At 66.3% G+C, this 20,890-nt stretch carries 20 protein-coding genes; 11 read left to right on the top strand and 9 right to left on the bottom strand.

All coding sequences use genetic code 11. The features are described from left to right. Positions 1-72 precede the first annotated feature (72 nt). Positions 73-2,226 (bottom strand): protein-disulfide reductase DsbD family protein, encoded by a 2,154-nt coding sequence (locus DRB17_RS03620; protein WP_161958686.1) that lies wholly within the window; start codon positions 2,224-2,226, stop codon positions 73-75. A gap of 156 nt (positions 2,227-2,382) precedes the next feature. Between DRB17_RS03620 and DRB17_RS03625 the strand changes: the two genes are divergently transcribed. Beyond that, positions 2,383-2,952: a YqgE/AlgH family protein gene (locus DRB17_RS03625; protein ID WP_114580796.1), complete on the top strand. Its 570-nt coding sequence runs from the start codon at positions 2,383-2,385 to the stop codon at positions 2,950-2,952. Positions 2,953-2,980: 28 nt separating this feature from the next. On the opposite strand, the gene DRB17_RS03630 is transcribed toward DRB17_RS03625, so the two are convergent. The 3 genes from DRB17_RS03630 to thrC form a co-directional block, all read right to left on the bottom strand. Beyond that, positions 2,981-3,619 carry a GNAT family N-acetyltransferase gene (locus DRB17_RS03630; RefSeq protein ID WP_114580797.1) on the bottom strand — a complete coding sequence of 213 codons (639 nt, stop codon included), beginning with the start codon at positions 3,617-3,619 and terminating at the stop codon, positions 2,981-2,983. Positions 3,620-3,638: 19 nt separating this feature from the next. Then, positions 3,639-4,898: a M16 family metallopeptidase gene (locus DRB17_RS03635; RefSeq protein WP_114580798.1), complete on the bottom strand. Its 1,260-nt coding sequence runs from the start codon at positions 4,896-4,898 to the stop codon at positions 3,639-3,641. A gap of 73 nt (positions 4,899-4,971) precedes the next feature. Continuing rightward, positions 4,972-6,387 carry a threonine synthase gene (gene thrC / locus DRB17_RS03640; protein WP_114580799.1) on the bottom strand — a complete coding sequence of 472 codons (1,416 nt, stop codon included), beginning with the start codon at positions 6,385-6,387 and terminating at the stop codon, positions 4,972-4,974. A 185-nt stretch (positions 6,388-6,572) separates the two neighbouring features. Here thrC and DRB17_RS03645 point away from each other — a divergent pair, with 185 nt between their 5' ends. Next, a complete protein-coding gene (locus DRB17_RS03645; RefSeq protein ID WP_114580800.1) occupies positions 6,573-6,989 on the top strand; it encodes an antitoxin Xre/MbcA/ParS toxin-binding domain-containing protein in 417 nt (138 codons plus the stop codon). Beyond that, positions 6,986-7,696, top strand: coding sequence for an RES family NAD+ phosphorylase (locus tag DRB17_RS03650; protein ID WP_241503726.1), 711 nt, complete (start codon positions 6,986-6,988; stop codon positions 7,694-7,696). The genes DRB17_RS03645 and DRB17_RS03650 overlap by 4 nt, the downstream gene beginning before the upstream one ends. Before the next feature lie 19 nt (positions 7,697-7,715). Here DRB17_RS03650 and DRB17_RS03655 read toward each other — a convergent pair whose 3' ends face one another. Further along, positions 7,716-8,444: a protein-L-isoaspartate(D-aspartate) O-methyltransferase gene (locus DRB17_RS03655; protein ID WP_114580802.1), complete on the bottom strand. Its 729-nt coding sequence runs from the start codon at positions 8,442-8,444 to the stop codon at positions 7,716-7,718. 119 nt (positions 8,445-8,563) lie between these two features. Between DRB17_RS03655 and dusA the strand changes: the two genes are divergently transcribed. Together dusA and DRB17_RS03665 are read left to right on the top strand one after the other, a co-directional pair. Continuing rightward, positions 8,564-9,595, top strand: coding sequence for a tRNA dihydrouridine(20/20a) synthase DusA (gene dusA / locus DRB17_RS03660; protein WP_114580803.1), 1,032 nt, complete (start codon positions 8,564-8,566; stop codon positions 9,593-9,595). Continuing rightward, entirely contained in the window at positions 9,592-10,386 is a 795-nt protein-coding gene (locus DRB17_RS03665) for a DUF1499 domain-containing protein (protein WP_114580804.1), read from the top strand. Before dusA ends, DRB17_RS03665 begins: the two co-directional genes overlap by 4 nt. A 44-nt stretch (positions 10,387-10,430) precedes the next feature. On the opposite strand, the gene DRB17_RS03670 is transcribed toward DRB17_RS03665, so the two are convergent. Further along, a complete protein-coding gene (locus DRB17_RS03670; RefSeq protein WP_114580805.1) occupies positions 10,431-11,300 on the bottom strand; it encodes a cysteine hydrolase family protein in 870 nt (289 codons plus the stop codon). Positions 11,301-11,423: 123 nt separating this feature from the next. On the opposite strand from DRB17_RS03670, the gene DRB17_RS03675 reads away from it, so the two are divergent. Further along, a complete protein-coding gene (locus DRB17_RS03675) occupies positions 11,424-12,338 on the top strand; it encodes an AraC family transcriptional regulator (protein ID WP_161958687.1) in 915 nt (304 codons plus the stop codon). A 5-nt stretch (positions 12,339-12,343) separates the two neighbouring features. Here DRB17_RS03675 and DRB17_RS03685 read toward each other — a convergent pair whose 3' ends face one another. Both DRB17_RS03685 and DRB17_RS03690 read right to left on the bottom strand, forming a co-directional pair. After that, complete coding sequence (locus tag DRB17_RS03685) at positions 12,344-13,357, bottom strand: DUF3179 domain-containing protein (protein ID WP_114580807.1); 1,014 nt, start codon at positions 13,355-13,357, stop codon at positions 12,344-12,346. Positions 13,358-13,438: 81 nt separating this feature from the next. Then, positions 13,439-14,536, bottom strand: a complete 1,098-nt coding sequence (locus DRB17_RS03690; RefSeq protein ID WP_114580808.1) for a tartrate dehydrogenase — start codon at positions 14,534-14,536, stop codon at positions 13,439-13,441. Positions 14,537-14,728: 192 nt separating this feature from the next. On the opposite strand from DRB17_RS03690, the gene DRB17_RS03695 reads away from it, so the two are divergent. Both DRB17_RS03695 and DRB17_RS03700 read left to right on the top strand, forming a co-directional pair. Continuing rightward, positions 14,729-16,033, top strand: coding sequence for a Fic family protein (locus DRB17_RS03695; protein WP_114580809.1), 1,305 nt, complete (start codon positions 14,729-14,731; stop codon positions 16,031-16,033). Positions 16,034-16,178: 145 nt separating this feature from the next. Next, positions 16,179-17,189 carry an MraY family glycosyltransferase gene (locus DRB17_RS03700; protein WP_114580810.1) on the top strand — a complete coding sequence of 337 codons (1,011 nt, stop codon included), beginning with the start codon at positions 16,179-16,181 and terminating at the stop codon, positions 17,187-17,189. Here the strand turns inward: DRB17_RS03700 and DRB17_RS03705 are convergent. Continuing rightward, entirely contained in the window at positions 17,171-17,941 is a 771-nt protein-coding gene (locus tag DRB17_RS03705) for a glycosyltransferase family 2 protein (RefSeq protein WP_114580859.1), read from the bottom strand. The two genes, DRB17_RS03700 and DRB17_RS03705, sit on opposite strands and share 19 nt — an antisense overlap. A gap of 113 nt (positions 17,942-18,054) precedes the next feature. Here DRB17_RS03705 and DRB17_RS03710 point away from each other — a divergent pair, with 113 nt between their 5' ends. The 3 genes from DRB17_RS03710 to lptE all read left to right on the top strand — a co-directional run bounded on the left by DRB17_RS03710 (position 18,055) and on the right by lptE (position 20,804). Further along, positions 18,055-18,966, top strand: a complete 912-nt coding sequence (locus DRB17_RS03710) for an NAD(P)-dependent oxidoreductase (protein ID WP_114580811.1) — start codon at positions 18,055-18,057, stop codon at positions 18,964-18,966. A gap of 82 nt (positions 18,967-19,048) precedes the next feature. Then, positions 19,049-20,206 carry an NAD-dependent epimerase/dehydratase family protein gene (locus DRB17_RS03715; protein WP_114580812.1) on the top strand — a complete coding sequence of 386 codons (1,158 nt, stop codon included), beginning with the start codon at positions 19,049-19,051 and terminating at the stop codon, positions 20,204-20,206. A gap of 106 nt (positions 20,207-20,312) precedes the next feature. Further along, positions 20,313-20,804 carry an LPS assembly lipoprotein LptE gene (gene lptE / locus DRB17_RS03720; RefSeq protein ID WP_147274792.1) on the top strand — a complete coding sequence of 164 codons (492 nt, stop codon included), beginning with the start codon at positions 20,313-20,315 and terminating at the stop codon, positions 20,802-20,804. Positions 20,805-20,890: the final 86 nt, after the last annotated feature.

Here is a 20,890-nt window from a genome sequence, read left to right on the forward strand (position 1 = left end):
TGCGGTCTTTCCCGTTTTTCGTTGCCGTGAGAACTTTTGCGGGGCCATGGGCCCGCGTGGCGCAGAGAATCCCTAGCCGGCCCGCGCCGTGTCAATCGCATCCAGCACGGCCGACTTCGTCAGTATTTCCGGCAGCGCGATTCCCTTGGGCGCGTTCGGGCCGTACACGACGTTGAAGGGAATGCCATAGCGCCCGAAGCTGGCCAGGTATTCCGCGATCTCGTCGCTTGGCCGGGTCCAGTCGCCGCGCATGCGTACCACGTCCTTGCCGTCCAGTCTTGCCTGCACAGTCTCCGTATTGATGACGGCGGCCTTGTTGACCTTGCAGGTGATGCACCAATCCGCCGTCACATCCACGAAGACCACCTTGCCGGCGTCGACCATGTCTTGGATTCTCGTGCGGTCGAGCGTCTGCCAATCGGACGCGGCCGTCTGCTTCGCCGGCTGCGGCGCCGAGCCGAGACCCGGCGGCGCGGCAAAGGCCGCGGCCCCGATAACCGCGACGAGGATCGGCACCGCCCGCCGCAACTGTCCGGGGGCCAGGCCCTTGAGGCCGAGCACCGCGATGAGCGCCGCCATCAGGCCACCGACGGCGCCGGCGGCGAGCGTGCCGTCCTGCGCCGCCAGCACGGTCAGCAGCCATACCGCCGTGCCCGCCAGCGCAAGCCCCAGGACCTTCTTGACGGTCAGCATCCAGCGTCCCGGCCTTGGCATGCGCGCGGCCACCGACGGGACGGCGGCTACGGCCAGATAGGGCAGGGCAAGGCCGATTCCCAGTGCGATGAAGATCGCCAGGATCTCGATGGCCCCGCGCGACAGGGCGAAGGCGATGGCGGTGCCCAGGAACGGCGCGGAGCACGGCGTTGCCAGCAGTGTCGCCAGCGCGCCGGTCAGGAAGTGACCGGCCATCCCCTCGTGCCCCTGATGTTGGCCGCCGAGCGAATCGGCGATGAAGCGCGGCAGCGGAATCTCGAAGAAGCCGAACAGGTTGCAGGCGAACAGCGTCACCACTAGCGTCAGGCCGACCAGGAACGCCGGATGTTGGAACTGCATGCCCCAGCCGACGGCCGCGCCTGCCGATTTCAGCGCGATGGCCCCGCCGGCGAGGACCAGGAACGAGACAAGGATGCCCGCCGCCGAAGCGAGGAAGCTTGCCCGGACGTGACCCAGTTCCCGGCCGCCGTGCCCGACCACCTTCAACAGCTTGAGCGAGAGGACCGGCAGGACGCAGGGCATCAGGTTGAGGATCAGCCCCCCCAGCACGGCAAGGCCGAGCATGCCCGCCAGGCGAAGCAGGCCATCGCCGCTGTCCTCGCCGAGGCCCGGCAGCAGTGCGCCGCCGGCGCCGATGTCGCCGGTCCGCAGCGCGATGTCCCTTTCCAGCCCGCGCTCCCCGTCGAAAACGGTGACGGTCACCTGCCGGCCTTCCAGCTTGCCTTCGGCGGTGGGATCCGCCTGGATCGGCAGGTCCAGCACGGCGCGCTTGCCGCCGTCCTTCAGTGCGACGATGGGCTTGCCGAAGGCATAGCCGTCCGCGCCCTCGACCACGGCGTCGGGTGCGTCGAACGGCTCGGCTGTGCTGGTCACGGCCAATGAGAGGACTGGGGTTTCGTCCCCGTCGGACAGGGCGGCTTCGTCCAGAGACAGGCCGCTTCCGGCACCGTCACCGGGCACGCGGGCGCGGAACCGGTCGATGAGGTAGGCGTGCTCCGAGGGCTGCGCCGAATCGGGCGGCAGCGTCACCGAGAGCTGCGCCTTCCGGGGGATGCAGATCTCCTCGCACGTCAGGTAATCGACGCTGGCGTTCAGTGTGACGCCTTCGCCGGCGCGTTCGACGCGTGCGACAATCGGAAGCACCACCTCGCCGCCATAACCGAAGGTCTGCAGGCCGAACAGCTCGAACCGATGCGGCACCGGCCAGCGCAGATTTGCTTCCGCCAGATTCTTCGAACCGCTCCAATCCACCTTCGGTGGGTAACCCGCCTCGCCCGGCGAGCGCCAGTAGATCTTCCACCCGGGCTCAAGCTGGAAGTGCAGGCCCAGGCGCAGGGTTTCCCGCTCTCCGACGCCGCTGGAAGCCGAGATCAGACGCATGCGCCCGTTCTCGTGCGCCGCCCAGTCGCTGGCCGTGGCGCCATCGCCCCCCGCTGCCTGGGGCTGCGCTAATACAACCAGTGATAGAAAGATCGCTGACAGGGCAGCTATGGCGTAGCGACGCAGCATCATTCCGACATCTCGTACATTCGATCCGCCAGGGGCGTTAATATCATCGGCCATGCACCCTATATAGCAATTCAAGGTGACATGTCCGCAGTCACATTCCCGTGGCTGGTCCTGTTAGGTTGCGACTTATCGCGACAGGTGTAAAGTGGGTGTCTCGATATGACGGATGAGCAACACACCTCTCTGGCGGGACAGCTTCTGGTCGCCATGCCCAACATGAGCGATCCGCGCTTCTCGCGTTCCGTGATTTATGTATGCGCCCACGATGAGGAGGGCGCAATCGGGTTAGTCGTCAACAAGCTGATGGGGTCTTTGACGTTCCATGAGCTGTTGGAGCAGGTTGGCATCGAGACCGGCCAGACGGCGGAGGAGATACGGGTCCACTTCGGCGGGCCGGTGGAGCGTGGGCGCGGGTTCGTCCTGCACTCGTCGGACTACGTGAAGTCGGGCTCGATGCAGGTGGACGAAACGGTCGCTCTCACGGCGACCATCGACATCCTGCGCGACATCGCCGACGGCCGTGGGCCGCGGCGCAGCCTGCTGGCCCTTGGCTATGCTGGCTGGGGACCGGGGCAGCTCGATTCGGAGATCCAGGCAAACGGCTGGCTGAACGTCGATGCCGACGAAGGCCTGGTATTCGACGAGAACCTGGATGCGAAGTGGGAGCAGGCCATCGGCAAGCTCGGCTTCGATCCCAGCAGCCTGTCCGGCGAAGCTGGCCACGCCTGAAGCGCGCGCCGTCCGCGGGCGCCCTTCGTCAGCCGACCTCGCGGCGGCGACTGTCGCCGTCCGCCGCGATCGCGCCCGCGTCGATGCCCCATTGGTCCGTGCGCAGGACGGCGAACAGCACGTGATCGCGCCAGACGCCGTTGATGCGCAGGTATTCCCGCGCATATCCCTCTTCAGTGAAGCCGACCTTGCGCAATAAGCCTTGCGAGGCCTCGTTGCTGGGCAGGCAGGCGGCCTCGATCCGGTGCAGGCCAATCGTGGTGAAGCCGAAGTTCAGGACCGCCGTCAGGGCTTCGGACATATAGCCGTGGCGCGCATAGGGCGCGCCGATCCAGTAGCCGAGGCTGGCCGATTGCGCCACGCCCCGGCGCACGTTGCTCATCGAGATGCCGCCCACCAGCGCCCGGTCGCTCTTCCGGAAGATCAGGAAGTTGTAGCCGTGGCCGTCCCGCATCTCCGTCAGGTACTGGTTCAGGCGCCTGCGGAACGCGCCGCGCGACAGGGCATCCGCCGGCCATGTCGGCTCCCACGGGGTCAGGAACTGCCGGCTGTGCTCGCGCAGGCGGGCCCACTCGCGCCAGTCGCCCGGCCGGGCCGGGCGCAGGCGCACGCGCCCGTAACTTAGCGTCGGGCCGCGGTCGGGAGGCAGGCGCAACCAGGAAAGCATGGGCCGGTGAACAACGAAATCATGCCGCGAAGCGTCGAACGACGGTATCGAAGGATTCGACCCGGTCAATCGGGCCGATGCTGGTAAGCGTCGGCCGGCTGCCGGCCAGACGTTCGGCCAGTGCCTGGACCTGCGGCATGTCGACCGCTTCGATGGCGGCGACGATCTCTTCCGGCGACAGCGGCCGGCCATGGATCAGCAGGTGACTGGCAAGCTGCTCGCAGCGCCCGCCAGTGCTTTCCCGGCCCATCAGGATGCTGGCCTTGAGCTGGGCCCGCGCGCGCTCCATCTCCGCGTCCCCGACCTCGCGGGCGACGGCGGCGATCTCGTCACACACGGCCGGCAGCAGTTCCGCCACCTCGCTCTCGCCCGTGCCGGCATAAACGCCGAACAGGCCGCTGTCACTGGCGGCGGCATGGAAGGCGAAGATATTGTAGACGAGGCCGCGCTCCTCGCGCACCTTCTGGAACAGACGCGAGGACAGGCCCCCTCCAAGCAGCGTCGACAGCACGGCGCAGGCATAATAGTCGTCGTCCAGATAGCCCACACCCGGCATGCCTAAAATGACGTGCACCTGCTCCAGGTCGCGGCGCTCACGGAAATCGCCGCCCGAGTAGCGGGCCGTCTCCACCGGCGCGGCGGTGGCCTGCGGCAGCTCCGCGAAGGCATCCGCCACCATATCGACGAAGCGCTCGTGCTCGATATTGCCCGAGGCGGCCACGACCATCCGCTGGGCGCCGTAATGCCGGCGCATGTAGGAAATCATATCGTCGCGTCCCAGGGTCTGCACGATCTCGGAGCGGCCGAGGACCGGACGGCCGATGCCCTGCTCGGGATAGGCCGTCTCCTGGAAGTGGTCGAAAATGATGTCGTCCGGCGTGTCGTGCGCCTGGCCGATCTCCTGAAGGATCACCTGTCGCTCCCGGCGCAGTTCCTCTTCGCTGAAGCGAGGATGGAGCAGGATATCGGAGATGATGTCGAGCGCGAGCGGCGCGTGCTCCTTCAGGACCTTGGCGTAGTAGGCCGTGGTCTCGCGGCCGGTATAGGCATTCAGGTAGCCGCCCACGGCCTCGATCTCCTCGGCAATGTCGCGGGCGCTGCGCTTTGCGGTGCCCTTGAACGCCATGTGCTCCAGCAGGTGGGCGACGCCGTTCATCTCCGAAGGCTCCTGGCGCGTGCCGACGCCAACGAAGGCGCCGAGCGCCACGGTCTCGACGTGCGGCATGGTATCCGTCGCGACGGTCAGCCCATTGTCCAGGCGTGTCACCTGCACGGTCATGCTGGCGTATCCTCTTTCCTTGAATGCGATCCTATCAAATGGTGCGTCCCCCGCCGCACGTCATCGCCCCCGCTCAAGCGCTCGGCGCGCGCTCGCCCGCCCGGCTGTGCGCGCGCACGTACGCCTCGACTTCGGCAAGGTCGTTCGGCAGCGCGGTGCAACGTTCGGGGCGCTCGTACAGGTCGGCCAGCCGTTCCGGCAGGGCCGGCCGCTCGCCCGTCGCGGCTTCGACGGCATCGGGAAACTTGGCCGGATGCGCGGTCGCCAGCGATATCAGTGGCACGTCGCTCTTGCCGTGAAGCTCGCGCCCGGCGGCGATGCCGATGGCGCTGTGCGGATCTACCAGCAGGCCCGTCTCCCGGCGCACGCGCGCGATTTCCGCCCTGGTCCGCGCGTCGTCATATCGCGCGCCCGAGAAGGTCTCAAGCGCTCTCTCCAGTCGGGACCGCTCCACGGCGAAGCGTCCGCTCTGCTTGAAGCGCTCCATCTCCCGCGCCACCGCCGCGCCGTCGCCGTCCAGCAGGTCGAAGAGCAGCCGCTCGAAATTGCTGGAAACCTGGATGTCCATCGACGGCGACAACGTTGGGATGACGCCCTGCGCTTCCATCGCCCCGGTTTCGAAGAAGCGGGTCAGGATGTCGTTGCTGTTCGAGCCGACGATCAGCCGTTCCACCGGCAGGCCCATGCGCTTGGCCGCATAGCCGGCGAAGACGTTGCCGAAGTTGCCGGTCGGTACCGAGAACGCGACGCGCCGGTGCGGCGCGCCCAGCGCGACGGCGGCGGTCACGTAATAGACGATCTGCGCCAGGATGCGTGCGAAGTTGATGGAGTTCACCGCCGCCAGCCTCTGCTGGTCGCGAAAGGCGGGGTCGTTGAACATCGCCTTCACCAGCGCCTGGCAGTCGTCGAAGGTGCCCTCGACCGCGATGTTGTGGACGTTCGCGGCCTCCACCGTCGTCATCTGCCGGCGCTGCACCTCTGAAACGCGGCCCTTCGGGTGCAGGATGAAGATGTCCACGCGCTCGCGGTCCCGGCACGCCTCGATCGCCGCAGATCCGGTGTCGCCGGAGGTCGCGCCGACGATGGTGATGCGCTCGCCGCGCCTGGCCAGGACGTGATCGAACAGCTCGCCCAGAAGCTGCAGCGCCACGTCCTTGAAGGCAAGCGTCGGCCCGTGGAAAAGCTCCAGCAGCCACCGCCCCTCGTCGAGCTGGACCAGCGGGCAGGTCCCGGTGCGCGCGAAGCTTGAATAGGCACGCGCCGTCAGGTCGTCCAGCGCTTCCGCCGCGCAGGACTCCGCCAGGAACGGGCGCATGACCGCCGCCGCCACCTCGGCGTAGGGCCGTCCCGCGAAGCCCGCCAGCTCTTCCGGTGACAGCGTTGGCCATTCCTCGGGCAGGTAGAGGCCCCCGTCGCGGGCCAGCCCGGCAAGCAGGACGTCGTCGAAGGACAGGCGGGGCGCCTGGCCGCGTGTGGAAACGTAACGCACGGTTCTCCGGTCTTTCGCCGCTGAGGACAGAAGCGGCACTCTAGCCCGGTGTGCGGCCCCTGAGCAATCCGCCGCGGGGAGTTACGCGCCTGCATCGTGGACAGCAGGGATGATCCGGCTTGCGTTGTTGAAATTGCCATTTGGCATAAGACAGCATATATTTGCCGTATGACAGGAGGCGCGCAATGCCGGAATTGCGACTGATCCACACGGCGGAGGATGTTCCGCCCGTCGCCGAGCCGAGCGACGCCGAGGCGGCCGCGATGGCCCGCGCCGCCGTGAAGCTGTTCGATCGGTGGGGCGTCAGCGACCACGAAGCCACCGTGCTCCTGGGCGGTATCTCGCTCAGAACCTATGCCCGCTGGAAGGCGGGGCGGTTCGGCCGTATCGGCCGTGACCTGCGCACGCGGCTATCCAATCTGATGGGCATCCACAAGGCGCTGCGCATCGTCTTTGCCGACAAGGAGCGCGCCTATGCCTGGGTCAAGCGCCCGAACGCGGCGTTCGGCGGCCGCTCGGCGCTCCAAGTCATGCTGGGCGGCGAGATCACCGATCTGATGCGCGTCAGGCATTATCTGGACGCCGAACGGGGTGGCTGGTGAGCCTGCCGGACCCGCCGCTGCGCCGGGTCGCCTGGCCGAAAACTCACCGCATCATCCGCTCGCGCTTCCCGCCCATCGATCTGTTCGAGGATATAGCCGACCCGGCCGACTGGCCCTTGATCGCCGCCGGGGAGGCAAGGACCAACCCGCGCCTGTCGGAGAGCGTCGGCAACTTGGACCTCGTGCCGCCGGAGCGGCGTGTCGGCGGGGCCGGCGCGTCTTGGGTGATGGCGCCCTTCGTGCACGTCTCGACCGACCGGCCAGGGCGCTTCACGGACGGCACGTGGGGCGTTTATTCCGCCGGCGATCGCTTCGAGGTCGCCCTGTTTGAGACGGTCTATCACCACGGCCGCTTCATGGCCCGCACGGCGGAGCCGCCGGGCTGGACATCGGAGTTCCGGGAACTGATCGGGTCCATCGACGCGGAGTTGCATGACCTTCGTGGCGACAGCATCTTCACACCTTGCCTGGATCCGGACGATTACAGCCGTTCGCAGTCGCTCGCCCGCCGGCTGCGTCAGGAGGGGGCCGACGGGGTCGTCTATCCCAGCGTGCGCTATCCCGATGGCGACTGCATCGCCGCGTTCTGGCCGGATGTCGTCACCGTCCCCACGCAGGGCCGGCATCTGGCCTATCACTGGAACGGCGGGCGCGTGGACAGGATCAAAGATGCCTCCGCCGGCCTCGTCTATGCCGTCGAGCCCTGAGGACGGCCGAGTATCCGTCTTAGAGCCGCTGGCCGCCCTGCAGGGGTGAGAAGCGCACCGAGAGCACCTGCCGGCGCCTGACCTCTCCGTCCGGTCCCTTGCGGATCACGGTGAGTTCCTGCGCATCGTCGAGCGGGCCCAGCGGCAGGACCAGGCGCCCGCCGGGCGCGAGCTGTTTCATCAATGGGTCGGGCACATGGTCCAGCGCCTCCTTGACCAGGATCACGTCATAGGGCGCGCCCTCGGGCCAGCCATAATAGCCGTCGCCGATATGTGTCTCGACGTTGCCGGCACGTGCGCGGGCAAGGTGGATGCGGGCCTCGTCGGCGATCTCCGGCACGACCTCCACGCTGACGACCTTTTCGGCCAGCCTTGCGATCACCGCGGCGTGGTAGCCCGCTCCGGTGCCGGTTTCGAAGACGCGGTCGCTTGGCTGGATGTCGGCCAGATGGGTCATCAGCGCGACCAGATAGGGCGAGGCGAGATTCTGTCCGTAACCGAGCGGCAGCGGTGTCGGCAGGTAGGCGAAGGGTTGCAGCGGCCCCGGTACGAACAGGTGGCGCGGCACGCTTGCCATCGCGTCGAGCACGCGCTCGTCGATCTCCTCCACGCCGGTCAAGGGTGCCGCCGCCTCGGTCTGCGCGGCGATGCCCAACAGCATCTGTTGCCGTGCCTCGGCGAACTCGTCCGCCGACGCTTGCGGTGCGGCCCAGAGCACCGCAGCGGCCAGCACGATCCATCGCAGCATCACGGCCCTCCGTTGGCTGCGCGCGCCCGCCGTTCAGTCTAACCGGGATCGCTTCCCGCGCCGAGTCGCTTCCGATCGATCATGGTCATCACGGGGTTCTTGCGCCTATATAGGTCCGCATGAGCCACACAGGGACATACCCGGATCGCCGCCTGTCGGTCGCGCCGATGATGGACTGCACCGACCGGCACGACCGCTTCTTCCTGCGCCAGATCACCCGGCGCACGCTGCTCTATACCGAGATGGTGACGACGGGCGCGGTGCTGAACGGCGACCGGGAGAAGCTTTTGGGCTTCGATCCCGTCGAGCATCCCGTGGCGCTCCAGTTGGGCGGGGCGGAGCCGCGCCCGCTCGCGGACTGTGCGGCAATTGCCCAGGATTGGGGCTATGACGAGGTCAACCTGAACGTCGGTTGCCCCTCGGACCGGGTGCAGAACGCGCGCTTCGGCGCCTGCCTGATGGCTGAGCCCCGGCTGGTGGCGGACTGTGTGGCCGCAATGCGCGATGCGGTGTCGATCCCCGTGACGGTGAAGACCCGCATCGGCATCGACGATCGGGATAGCGAGGCGGCGCTGCGCGATTTCGTCGATACCGTGGCGGCGACGGGCTGCCGGACCTTCATCGTTCATGCGCGCAAGGCCTGGCTGCAGGGGCTCAGTCCCAAGGAGAACCGGAACGTTCCGCCGCTCGATTACGGTCGGGTCTATCGCCTGAAGCAGGCGCGGCCGGACCTTGAGATCATCATCAACGGCGGCGTGCCGGACCTGGACACCGCGAAAACGCATCTGGACGCCGGCATGGATGGCGTCATGCTGGGGCGCGCGGCGTATCACACGCCCTGGATCCTGGCCGAGGCCGACCGGCGGTTCTTCGGCGCCGCTTCAGCGCTCCCGACGCGCGCCGATGTCATTGCGGCCCTGATGGGATACGCTCAGCGGTTGCAAAGCGAAGGCTTGCCAGTCAAAGTTCTGACGCGCCACATCATGGGGCTTTGCGCCGGTCTGCCCGGTGCCCGGGCGTGGCGCCGCCACCTCAGCGAGGTCGGGCGGGACAAGGATGCCGGGCCGGAGGTCATCGCCGAGGCCTTCGCGCATGTTGAGCGCCCGCTCGGCGCCGAAGAAGTGGATGAACGGGAGATCGCCGCGCAATGACGGAACAGCAGCCGACCGGAAGCGAAGCCGCGCCACGCCGCCTCGCCTTCATCCGCCTGCTTCTCTGGCTGGGCTTTGCGCTGGCGGGCGGGGCCGCGCTGGCGGCGGCGCTCTCGGGCCTCGGGCACCGATGGGACTGGTGGCATTTCCGCACCGGATTCACCGTGCTGCGCTGGGCGGTCTATGCCGCCCTTGCCGGGGCCGGACTTTCCGTCGTCGGCTTCCTGGCGGCCGCGTTGCTGCGGCGGAAGGCATTGATGCTGGCGGCGCTGCCGGCCCTGGCGCTGGGCCTGCTGGTGGTGGCGGTGCCGCTCAGTTACCTGCAGTATGCCGAGACGGTGCCGCGCATACACGACATCACCACCGATTTGGAGAACCCGCCGGAGTTCATGGCCGTACGCGACGCCCGCGAGGCGGCGCCGAACGAGGTCGCGTATCCGGGCGGGGAGACGACGAGGCAGCAGAAAGAGGCCTATCCGGATATCCAGCCTCTCGTCGTCGACGCCACGCCGGAGCGGGCATTCGACGCGGCGCTGGCGCAGGTGCGCGAGGCCGGATGGGCGATTGCCGCCCAAGACGCACAGGCCGGACGGATCGAGGCAACGGAAACCAGCCTGTGGTACGGCTTCAAGGACGATGTCGTCGTCCGCATCCGCGAAACCGAGGACGGCCGCACTCGCATCGACGTTCGCTCCGCCTCGCGCAAGGGCATCAGCGACGTCGGCGCCAACGCCGCGCGTGTCAGGGCCTATCTGGACGGCCTGCGAGAGCGCCTGGGCGCGGCGTCGTAGGGGCCGCGCCCGTGGGCTTCCCGCTGACCTGCTGAGGAGCAGCCTTACGCGCCGTCGTTTATGTGCCGCACGGCTTCCTCCGTGCTCCACAACGCGTTGGCGATGTAGCGGAAATTGATCAGCGCGGCGAGATACCCGTCGCCCTCAGGCAACTTTGCCGCGGCGGTGGCATCCTTGACGACCGCGACCTCGAAGCCCTGTTCCAGTAATTCACGCAGATGGGCCTCGACGCAGAGATTCGCTGACATGCCGGCCAGGATTACCTGGTCGATGCGCTTCTTGCGAAGCTGCAGGATCAGATCGTTCTGCTCCGGACCGTAAATCTTGTGCGGCGAGCATACGATGGTCTGGCCGTCCTCGATGTAAGGCTTGTACTGCGGCATGAAATCTGCGCCGGAGCCATCGAGACCGGCGGTATCCGTCGGGCTGCTGCGGTCGAACATGCCGATATTGTGCATCAGCTTTTCCAGCGGCCCGCCGAAATCCCATTCATGATCTTGCGGGTAATAGTAGTGGGGCGAGATCGCGACGGTCATGCCGCTCTCCTTCGCCGCCTTGAACAGCCGCTCGATGTTCGGAACCGTCCCATTCTGCTCGACGCTCTCGCCGACCACCTTCCAGGTAACGCCTTCCGGGCTGAGGAAATCGATCTGCGGGTCGGTGACGACCAGCGCGGCTCGGGTGGCATCAAGCTGGAAACCCGTGTCGGGCAACGCGCCTTTCTCCGGCGCGTCATAGGTCGCCTCGTGGGCATCCGCCTGCTGAATTACGGTGCCCGCCACCGCGGCGCCGGCGACGACGGCCGCCCCGGAGCGCAGGAAGGTCCGCCGGTTGACGGACTGCGCGTGTTCGTTCTCCGTGGCCGTTACGATCGCATCCGTTCGGCTGTTCACATTGTCGTGGCTATCGCACATGGAAAGTGTCCTTGCCTCTTGATATGCCTGTATTTGACAGCCTTTGATACTATTCGGGCGCGCGTGCCTTATGGTGCTCATAGTGTGCGCTTGCGTCCAAATAGCGTCCGTAATGGAGGCGGTGTGGCCGCGATAGACGACCTGCTTTCCGGTCTCGACCTCAACGTCGAGCCGTTTGCACTCTGCGATGTCCGCGAGGGGCAGACGCTGGAGGTGTCCGGCCAGAAAGAGGCAACCGTCCACTATGCGCTGCGCGGGCGGGGCCGTTTGAGGTTCTCTGACGGGAGCATAGTGGATGTAGGGCCGGACACGCTTGTGGTCTGTCCACGCGGCCTGTCTCAGAGCATCAAGGCCACGGCGGGAGAGAGAGGCGCTACGCGCTGCGTCGATCCCAAGCTCGGGCTGGAATGGCTGGCCGCTGGCGAGGACGGGCCGCAGGTGCTTCTGGCTTGCGGGCGCATCGCAGCCGCGGGCGGCGCGCTGGCGACGCCCTTTGATGGCCTGCCGGCGCCGCTTGTGGAGGCTGCCGGTCCTGAAAGCGCGCTGGCTATGACCTTTCAGGTGTTGTTAAACGAGATTGCCACGCCGCGGTTGGGCAGCCGCGCGATGGCGGAGAGCCTGATGAAGCAGTGGCTGATCCTGCTGCTCCGCCGATTGGCCGAGCGTGGCGACGACCGCTTGCCATGGCTGAAAGCGATGGCCGACCGGCAGCTTGCACCTGCCGTTGCCAGGATGCTTGCGCAACCCGCGGAGGATGCCAGCCTGGATGATCTCGCCGCGTTGTCCGGTATGAGCCGTTCCAGCTTCGCTGCGCGCTTTCGGCAGGTTTTCGGACAGCCGCCGCATGCCTTTCTCACTGAGATCCGTTTGCAGCAGGCGGCGAGACTCCTGGCCGCAACGGCTCTTCCGGTGAAATCAGTAGCCGCTCGGGCCGGCTATCGCAGCCGTAGCTACTTCACGCGTGCGTTCAAGGCCCGATACGGTGTTGATCCGTCCGCTTGGAGGGATGGGCAGCGCAGCGGAATCCGCCGGGGCTGAGCCGCTCACCCTTCGCCGCCGTCGCCCTTGACGTGCCACGTGCCTTCGGGGTGGAAGGCCTTGAAGACGAAGGCGAAGGTTACGTCGTAGACGGCATCCTTCAGGCCGTCATCCGTCTTCTCGCGGACGATGACGTTGCCCACGTCCTGGCCCTGGCCGATGTCGGCGGTGTCCAGGGCCGAGTTCTGGCCGGCCCGCCATTCGATGACGTGCGTTGCGGTCTCCACCCGGCCCTTGTCTTGCAGCAGGCGCAGGTCCCAAGCCTCGTCGCCCACGACGACGACGCGCGACATGGCCGGCATTTTCTCCGGCATCGGTCCGCGGTAGAGGAACGGGGAGCTTGCGCTGTCGTAGCCGGCGTAGGGATTGCGGCCATAGGGGCGGGCGTTCGGGTCGTTCGGGACCAGCACTCTTCCATCCGGGTGGCGTTCCAGGAAACTTTCCCAGGACTCCAGACGCGCCGGCAGCATCTCCAGCTTCGTGCCGGTCAGTTCGCCGACGATGCCGGTACCGGTGAACTGCTGCCACCAGGTTCCGGTCTGGCGGTCGTACATCACGAGGTCGGAGTGGCGCAGCTTTCCGGTGGTGCCGAAGGTGAGGTGTTGGCCCTTGACCCTGGCATCGAACACGATGGCCGCGTTGCAGAGCGGGCAGAAGGTGACGGCGACGGGTTGCCCGCCGACGCTGTCGTTGACGATCTCGTGCCAAGTCAGGACGCGAAGCGGATAGGCGCGCGCGTCGCCGCCGATCTCCAGGCCGATCACCGGCTCCGTCGGGGCCAGCCAGTCGCGCCGTGCCTGCGCGGCCTCGAACGCCGGTTCGTCTATGGAAGGGATGCCGTCCTTCGGCACGCCGCCGGACATGATCGAATCGAGTTCGATCGAATGCTGCGTGAAGTCGGTCTCTGGAAAGGCTCGGGTCCACGAGCCAGGGGCCTGCGCCCATGCGGCCGTCGCCAGTGCCAGCCAGGCCGTAAGGGCCGCACCAAGCGTCAGTGTCGAACGGATGCCTCGTTTCATGCCTTGAGCATGCGCCCGAAGCCCGGACACGGCCCAATCAAATCGCGTTGAAGGCCGCGTGCGGGCGCGGCTTTGCGCGGTTCAGGCGTTGGTCCCGTTCAGCGCGGCTAGCACCTTGTCGGTAACTTGCCGCGTGGTGGCGTTGCCGCCAAGGTCGGGCGTGAAGGCTTCTCCGTCGGCGAGTGCCAGCTCGACGGCGTTCATCAGCGCGCCCGCCGCCTCGCCCTCGCCCAGGTGGTCCAGCATCATCGCCGCGGTCCAGAAGGCGCCCACCGGGTTGGCGATTCCCTTGCCGGCGATGTCGAAGCCGCTGCCGTGGATCGGCTCGAACATCGAGGGCAAGCGCTTTTCCGGGTTCAGGTTCGCCGTCGGCGCGATGCCGAGGGAGCCGGAGAGGGCGGCGGCCAGATCGCTCAGGATGTCGGCGTGCAGGTTGGTGGCGACGACGGTGTCGATATCGCGCGGCCGGCCCACCATGCGGGTGGTCATGGCATCTACCAGGACCTTGTCGGTCGCGATGTCGGGGTAGTTTCCCGCCATCTCGGCGAAGACCTCGTCCCAGAGCACCATGCCGTGGCGCTGCGCGTTCGACTTGGTGACGCAGGTCAAGTGCTTGCGCGGGCGGCTGCGTGCCAGTTCGAAGGCGAAGCGCATGACCCGTTCGACCCCTTTGCGGGTGAAGACGGCGACGTCGGTGCCGACCTCCTCGGGCAGGCCCTGGTGGACGCGGCCGCCGGCGCCAGCATACTCGCCTTCGCTGTTCTCGCGCACGATGACCCAGTCGAGGTCGCCCCGTGCGACGCCGCGCAGCGGGCTTTCGATGCCGGGCAGAAGGCGGGCCGGCCGGACGTTGGCGTACTGATCGAAGCCCTGGCAGATCGCGAGCCGCAAACCCCACAGCGTGACGTGATCGGGAATCTCCGGATCGCCCACGGCGCCGAAATAGATCGCGTCCTTGTCCGCCAGCCGCGCCAGCCCGTCCGCCGGCATCATCCGCCCGTGCCTGCGATAGTAGTCGGAGCCCCACTCGAACTCCTCCACATCGAGCGCGAAACCGCCGTGGCGCGCCTGAAGCGCCTGCAGGACCTCCAGGCCGGCACCGATCACCTCGGCGCCGATGCCGTCGCCGGGGATGGCGGCGATTTTGTATGTTCGCGAGGTGGTTTCAATTTGTACCATGGCGGAACCGGGGCTCCCGTGTCTTGATGATCGAAGGTCGTGCAACCGCAACCGTTTGCCATTGTAACGCAGCGCCGTCGACCTGCATGCTCAACTCTGTTTCGCTGATCCTTGGTAGATGGACGGGGGTGGAACCTTCAACATAGCCCTTTAAATTCAAGCCTTTTTCTATAATCTTGAATATGGAGTGGCATGTTCAAGGTTGTAGAGCGCATGCGACGGGCAGAATTGACAGGGAAGTTGAGGCAGCCGTACACGCCGGAGCGTGGATTCGGCATTACGCACGTTGACAAGCCCGACTACAAAAACATCTGGTTCGTGGTGCCGCCGGCGCCGCCTCTGGACCTTCCGCCGGGGCTGCCAGCTGGTGCGATTGGGAAGGCCAACTCGATCCTCCACGGCCGCCCGTGCGTGGCCGAAGCGTCGGACCTCGACAAGTTGACGGCCTATCTCTTTGCCCGGCGTGAGGCGGTCTCCTCCTCACGTATGGAAGGGACCTGGTCCACCATCGATAATGTTCTGACGCCGGGTGAAGTCCATGACGAGCAGGAAGGCAAGTCCGGGCACCTTTCGGTGCGGGGGTACGCTGCGGCGCTCGAATACGGCTTCGCGCGTGTGCAGCGAGCCGGCATCGAGGCCCTGACGACTGAGCTTGTCTGCAAGCTCCATGAGTTGGTGATGAACCGGGACCCGGGCTTTCAGGGCGTAGCGGGGCGAATGCGAACCCCGGGCCTGCCGGGCGACGTGGTGCAGATTGGCAGCCTCGGCCGCAAGGAAGAGTCGATCTACAACCCCGCCCCACCAGAGTACGTGAGCGGTTGTCTCGATGCCGTCATGGCTTGGATGCGCGACAAGACCCTGATCGAAATGGGCGACGCGGGCATGGGAATGACTCTGCCCGTGCGAATGGCCGTCGGTCATGCTCACTTCGAGGCGATCCATCCATTCAGCGACGGCAACGGCCGCGTCGGCCGCATTCTCTGGCCCCTGCAAATCGCCGCTTCGGGGCACCTTCCCCTGTACGTCTCCGGCTATATCGAAAGGAACCGTACAGCATACCGACACGCCTTGGAGGCTGCCCAGAAACGGCTGTCTTACGGAGCCATCGCAGAGTACATGGCGGACGCCATCGTTGCTTCGCACACGGAAGAGCAAACCAGCAAGGCCCTGATCGGCGGCCTTCCAGCCGTTTGGGAAGCGCGCGGGCGTTTTCGCAAAGGGTCTTCGGCGCTGCGTGCGCTGACGGTGCTGATGCGAATGCCGATCTTGACCGCCCGTACGCTCGCAAGGGAACTGGGCGTTTCGTTTCAAGCAGCCTCGAGCGCGCTGAACATGCTGGAACGCCACCACATCGCGCGGGAGCGAACCGGATACGGGCGCAACAGGGTTTTCGCGGCAGAGGAAGTTATTGCTGTTCTCGCACGGCCCTTTGGCGAAGACCCCGAAATTGCACTCGAAGGCGCGCGCCGCATGCTTTCGGTCCCTGGCATGCGGTAAGGAACGGCTGCACGAACCTCGTTGCCGCATGGCGCGGTTCCAGGGAGGTGGTCGGAAGGCGTTTCCTTATAGTCCCGACTTCTGCATTCGGCGAATTCGTGGACGAGGCTGGCACTTCCGGCTTTGCCGTGGCAGGGATAGCGCCATGTTGGTGTTTACGGATATCGCCCTCGTTGCCACTGCCAGCCTTGTTGTCGGCCTGCTGGGGTGGGTAACGACCATATTCGTTCGAAAAGCGTTGCTTCAACTGCAAGTCTTTGATGCGCCGAACGATCGCTCGTCCCATACCGTGCCGAAGCCGCGCGGAGGTGGAGTCGCGGTTATTTCGACGACGGCTGTAGCGTGGATTGCCACATGGGCCGTCATCGGCTTGCCAGACTCCCCGTGGGCGATTCTAGCAGTCGCGGTCGCGCTCGCGGGCGTCTCCTTTATCGACGACGTTCAGAGTCTTCCCCCACTGCCGCGATTCGCGGCGCAGGTCGCGGCGGTTGCCCTTGGCCTTGCCGTGTTCGACGGCGGGCCGGTGTTTCAGGGGTTGCTGCCGGTCTGGCTGGACAGGCTACTGGCCGGTCTCGCGTGGTTGTGGTTCGTGAATCTGTTCAACTTCATGGACGGGATTGACGGCATCAGCGGGGTGGAGGCCATTGCGATCGGCGGTGGGCTGTCCGTGGTGGCGTGGAGCGTCGGCTTGCCAGGCTACCAAGTGCTGCCGCCACTTTTCCTGGCCGCCGCCGCTGCAGGGTTTCTCGTCCTGAACTGGCAGCCCTCGCGTATCTTCCTGGGAGATGCCGGGTCCATCGGCCTGGGTTTCCTGCTTGGGTGGCTGCTCCTCGACGCGGCCGCGAGGGGCCTGTGGGCGCCGGCGCTGATCCTGCCGGGCTACTATCTGGCGGATGCGACGATCACGCTGCTCAAGCGCCTGTTCCGCGGCGAGAAGATCTGGCGGGCGCACCGGGAGCACGCCTATCAGAAAGCCGTCGACGCAGGATGGAGCCATGCCCGCGTGGCGCTCAACATCGCCGTGGCGAATCTGGCGCTCGTGGCTTGCGCCCTTGCCGCGCTGTTTGCCCCTGTCGCCGGTCTCGCTGTCGGGGCCGGGGTTATCGCAGCGCTGCTGTGGCGGCTTGCCGGGGCTGCTCAATCCGTCTCGTCGTAGCGCGCCTTCAGGTACGACAAAATCGGGTATAGTCCCGCGCATACCGCAACCAGGAAGCCGAGCCCCCCTTCCCGGTAGCCCTTGCGAGAGACGAAGCACTTCCAGAAGCGCGTGACGATGCGCCGGTAGTTGCGCGCGGCCGAGCCGAGGTTCCCGGATTCGCGCAGGTCCCGCGCCCGCGCCGTCGTGTAGCGGTCGAGCCGCGCCAGCATGTCGGAGATGCTGGCGTCCGCGTAGTGCACCATCCGCGCCCGCAGACGCTCGCCCTGCCGCGCGCCGTCCTTCCAGGTGAGTGCCGGATGCACCCGCTGTCGGCCCCAGGTCTTGACTCCCTTGCGGCACAGGCGCGGCGCCGAACTGACCCCGAAGGACGCGCCCCAGCCGTGGCGCACGAGACGGCCGCCGATATAGTTGTCGAAGGGAACGAGGTGATAATCCGCGTCGGATGCCCGGACCGTGGCGCGGATTTCCTGTGCCAATGCTTCCGGCACACGCTCGTCGGCATCGACCTCGAAGATCCAGGCGCCCCGGCAGGCGTCGTTGCCGGCGTTCCGGCGGTCGCCTTCCACCGGCCAGGCGCCTTCGAGTGTTCGCGCGCCAGCCGCTTCGGCGATCGCCTTCGAATCGTCGGTGCAGCGATCCAGGACGACCACGATCTCGTCGCAGAACCGCAGTGAGTCCAGGCAATCTGGAAGGTTCGCCGCCTCGTTGTGCGCGACGACGAGGGCCGAGAGCTGGGGTTCGCCGGTCATGCGCGCCTTGTAGCGCAATCCGCCCCTGCGTGCGAAGTCTTCACTCGGTGGAGTGTTGCCTTGGTAGGGCTGCATAGCTACACGGAACGAGGAGCACATTCTGGAGGCACGGCATGGCGAAAATAGCGTTCCTTGGAACCGGGCTGATGGGCGCACCCATGGCGGTGAACCTCGTCAAGGCCGGTCATGAAGTCACCGCATGGAATCGCACGCCCGCCAAGGCGCAGCCTGTCGTCGACGCCGGCGGCCGGGCGGCGGAGAACGCCTCCGCGGCCGCGCGCGGCGCCGAGGCGGTCTTCCTGATGCTGACCGATGGCCCTGCGGTCACGGAACTGCTGTTCGAGCACGGGGTTGCCGACGTGCTGGCTCGCGGGACGGTGGTGATCGACTGCTCCTCCATTCCGCCCGACACGGCGCGCGAGCATGCGCGCTACCTCGGCGATCGCGGCGTTTCGCACCTGGACGCGCCGGTTTCCGGCGGCCCGAGCGGGGCGGAGGACGGAACCCTCGCCATCATGGCGGGTGGCGAGGCGGATGCCTTCGACGGTGTCCGGGCACTTCTTGAGGTGCTTGGCCGTCCCACGCGGGTCGGGCCGGCCGGGGCCGGGCAGATGGCCAAGCTTGCCAACCAGGTGATCGTCGCGCTTGCCATCGGCGCGGTGGGCGAGGGGCTGCTGCTGGCGCAGGCCGGGGGCGCCGACCCGGCTAAGGTGCGCGAGGCGATGACCGGCGGCTTTGCCGACAGCAAGATCCTGCAGATCCACGGGCAGCGGATGTTAGAGCGGACCTTCATCCCCGGCGGTCCGGCGAAGGTTCACCTGAAGGACCTTCGGACCATCCTGGAGGCGGCGAAACAGAATCATCTCCATCTGCCCCTGTCGGAGGCAGTCGCCAAGCTGTTCGAGGATTTGGTCGCGCATGGCGGCGGCGGTTACGATCACAGCGCCGTGCTGTTGGAGCTGGAGCGGCTGAATCAGCCGGCGCGGCTGGGGGACCGGCCGGATACGCTGCCCGACAAGACCTGACGGGCCGGTGCCGCATTGCCAGGATGGCGCGTCCGCGACTATCGTGCCTTTCCAGGGGACACGAAGGGGGCGTCCAGGGAATATGAAGGTGCTGGTCCTCGGCGGGGACGGCTTTTGCGGCTGGCCGACCTCGCTTTATTTGTCGCGGACAGGCCACGACGTCGTCATCGTCGACAATCTTTCCCGCCGTAATATCGACAATGAGTTGGAGGCCGAATCGCTCACACCGATCCGTCCGATGGGGGAACGGCTGCGCGCGTGGCAAGAGCTGACGGGGCATCGGATCGGCTTCCACAACTTCAACGTGGCGGAGCAGTACCATCGGCTGCTGACGCTACTGCGGGACTGGCGGCCTGATGCCATCGTGCATTTCGCCGAGCAGCGCGCGGCCCCCTACTCGATGAAGTCGTCGTGGCACAAGCGCTACACCGTCAACAACAACATCAACGCGACCAGCAACGTCCTGGCGGCTATCGTTGAATCGGGCGTGGATGCGCATCTCGTCCACCTGGGCACGATGGGCGTTTACGGCTATGGCAATGCCGGCATCGAGATTCCGGAAGGCTACCTTCAGGTGAAGGTGGAAAGCCGGGACGGGCGGGAGGTGAAACAGGAGATCCTCTACCCCGCCAGCCCGGGAAGCATCTACCACCTGACCAAGACGCAGGATCAACTCCTCTTCGCCTTCTACAACAAGAACGACGGCGTGAAGGTCACCGATCTGCACCAGGGCATCGTCTGGGGGACCGAAACGCAGGAGACCGGGCTGGACGAGCGTCTCATCAATCGGTTCGACTACGATGGCGACTACGGCACCGTCCTGAACCGCTTTCTGATGCAGGCCGCCATCGACTATCCATTGACCGTGCACGGCACCGGACAGCAGACGCGGGCGTTCATTCATATCCGAGACACGGTTCGCTGCATCGCACTGGCGGTCGAGAACCCGCCACAGACGGGCGAACGTGTGCGCATCATGAATCAGATGACGGAAACGCACCGCGTGATGGAACTCGCCCGGATGGTCTCGGACGCCACGGGCGTGCCTATCGAGCATCTGGATAATCCACGCAAAGAGGCGGATGCGAACGACCTCTTCGTCAGGAACGAGGCGCTGAAGAGCCTGGGACTGCAGCCAATCACCCTGGAACAGGGCCTGATGCACGAGGTCAGCGACGTCGCGCGCCGCTATGCCGAGCGATGCGACCAAAGCAAGATTCCCTGCGTGTCCCGGTGGTAGCGGTGGTGTTCCAGGCGTTCTTGAGATATTGACGTATTCTGAGCGGTCACGCGCCACTGTTCGTGGAACCGTTGGCTAGGTCGATAACGTCTTGGAGCGCGATGCGATGTTGCGCAATCTCGTTCTCTTCTGCTTGCTGATCCTTGCCGGCTGCGGTTTCCAGCCGGTGTATTCTGGTGGGCAAACCGGCGACACGACGCATGCGAAAGCAGCCAGCGTGCGCGTTCAGCCGGCTCGCGATCGTATCGGCCAGCTTGTCCACAACGCGCTTGTCGCAAGGCTTAACCCCGGCGGGCAGCCCCGCGATCCGGCGTACTTGCTAAGCCTGCAAATCGAGGAGGACGTTCGGGAAACCGGATTCCGTAAGGACGAAACTTCGACCCGTGCGAATCTGGAAGTCGAAGCCCTCTACATGCTGGTCGATGCGGCGACGCGGCAGGTCGTCAGCCGGGGGCGCGCCCGGTCGATCAACAGTGCCAACACGCTGGACCAGCCCTATGCGACCACGGTTGCCGAGCGTGACGCGCGGGAGCGCGGGGCGAACGACATCGCCCAGCAAATCGCTAGGGATATCATGAGTCAGTTGGCGGCCCGATAGGTTTGCGCAGGCCATGGTCGGCCCGGCTATGTGGCGTTTCGTGGGCGTGGTAGCCTGCGCAGCCGCCTGGATGAATGGGGGAAGTA

Origin of the sequence: Ferruginivarius sediminum (genome assembly GCF_003344765.1) — a bacterium.
Classification (GTDB): Bacteria; Pseudomonadota; Alphaproteobacteria; order Kiloniellales; family Rhodovibrionaceae; genus Ferruginivarius; species Ferruginivarius sediminum.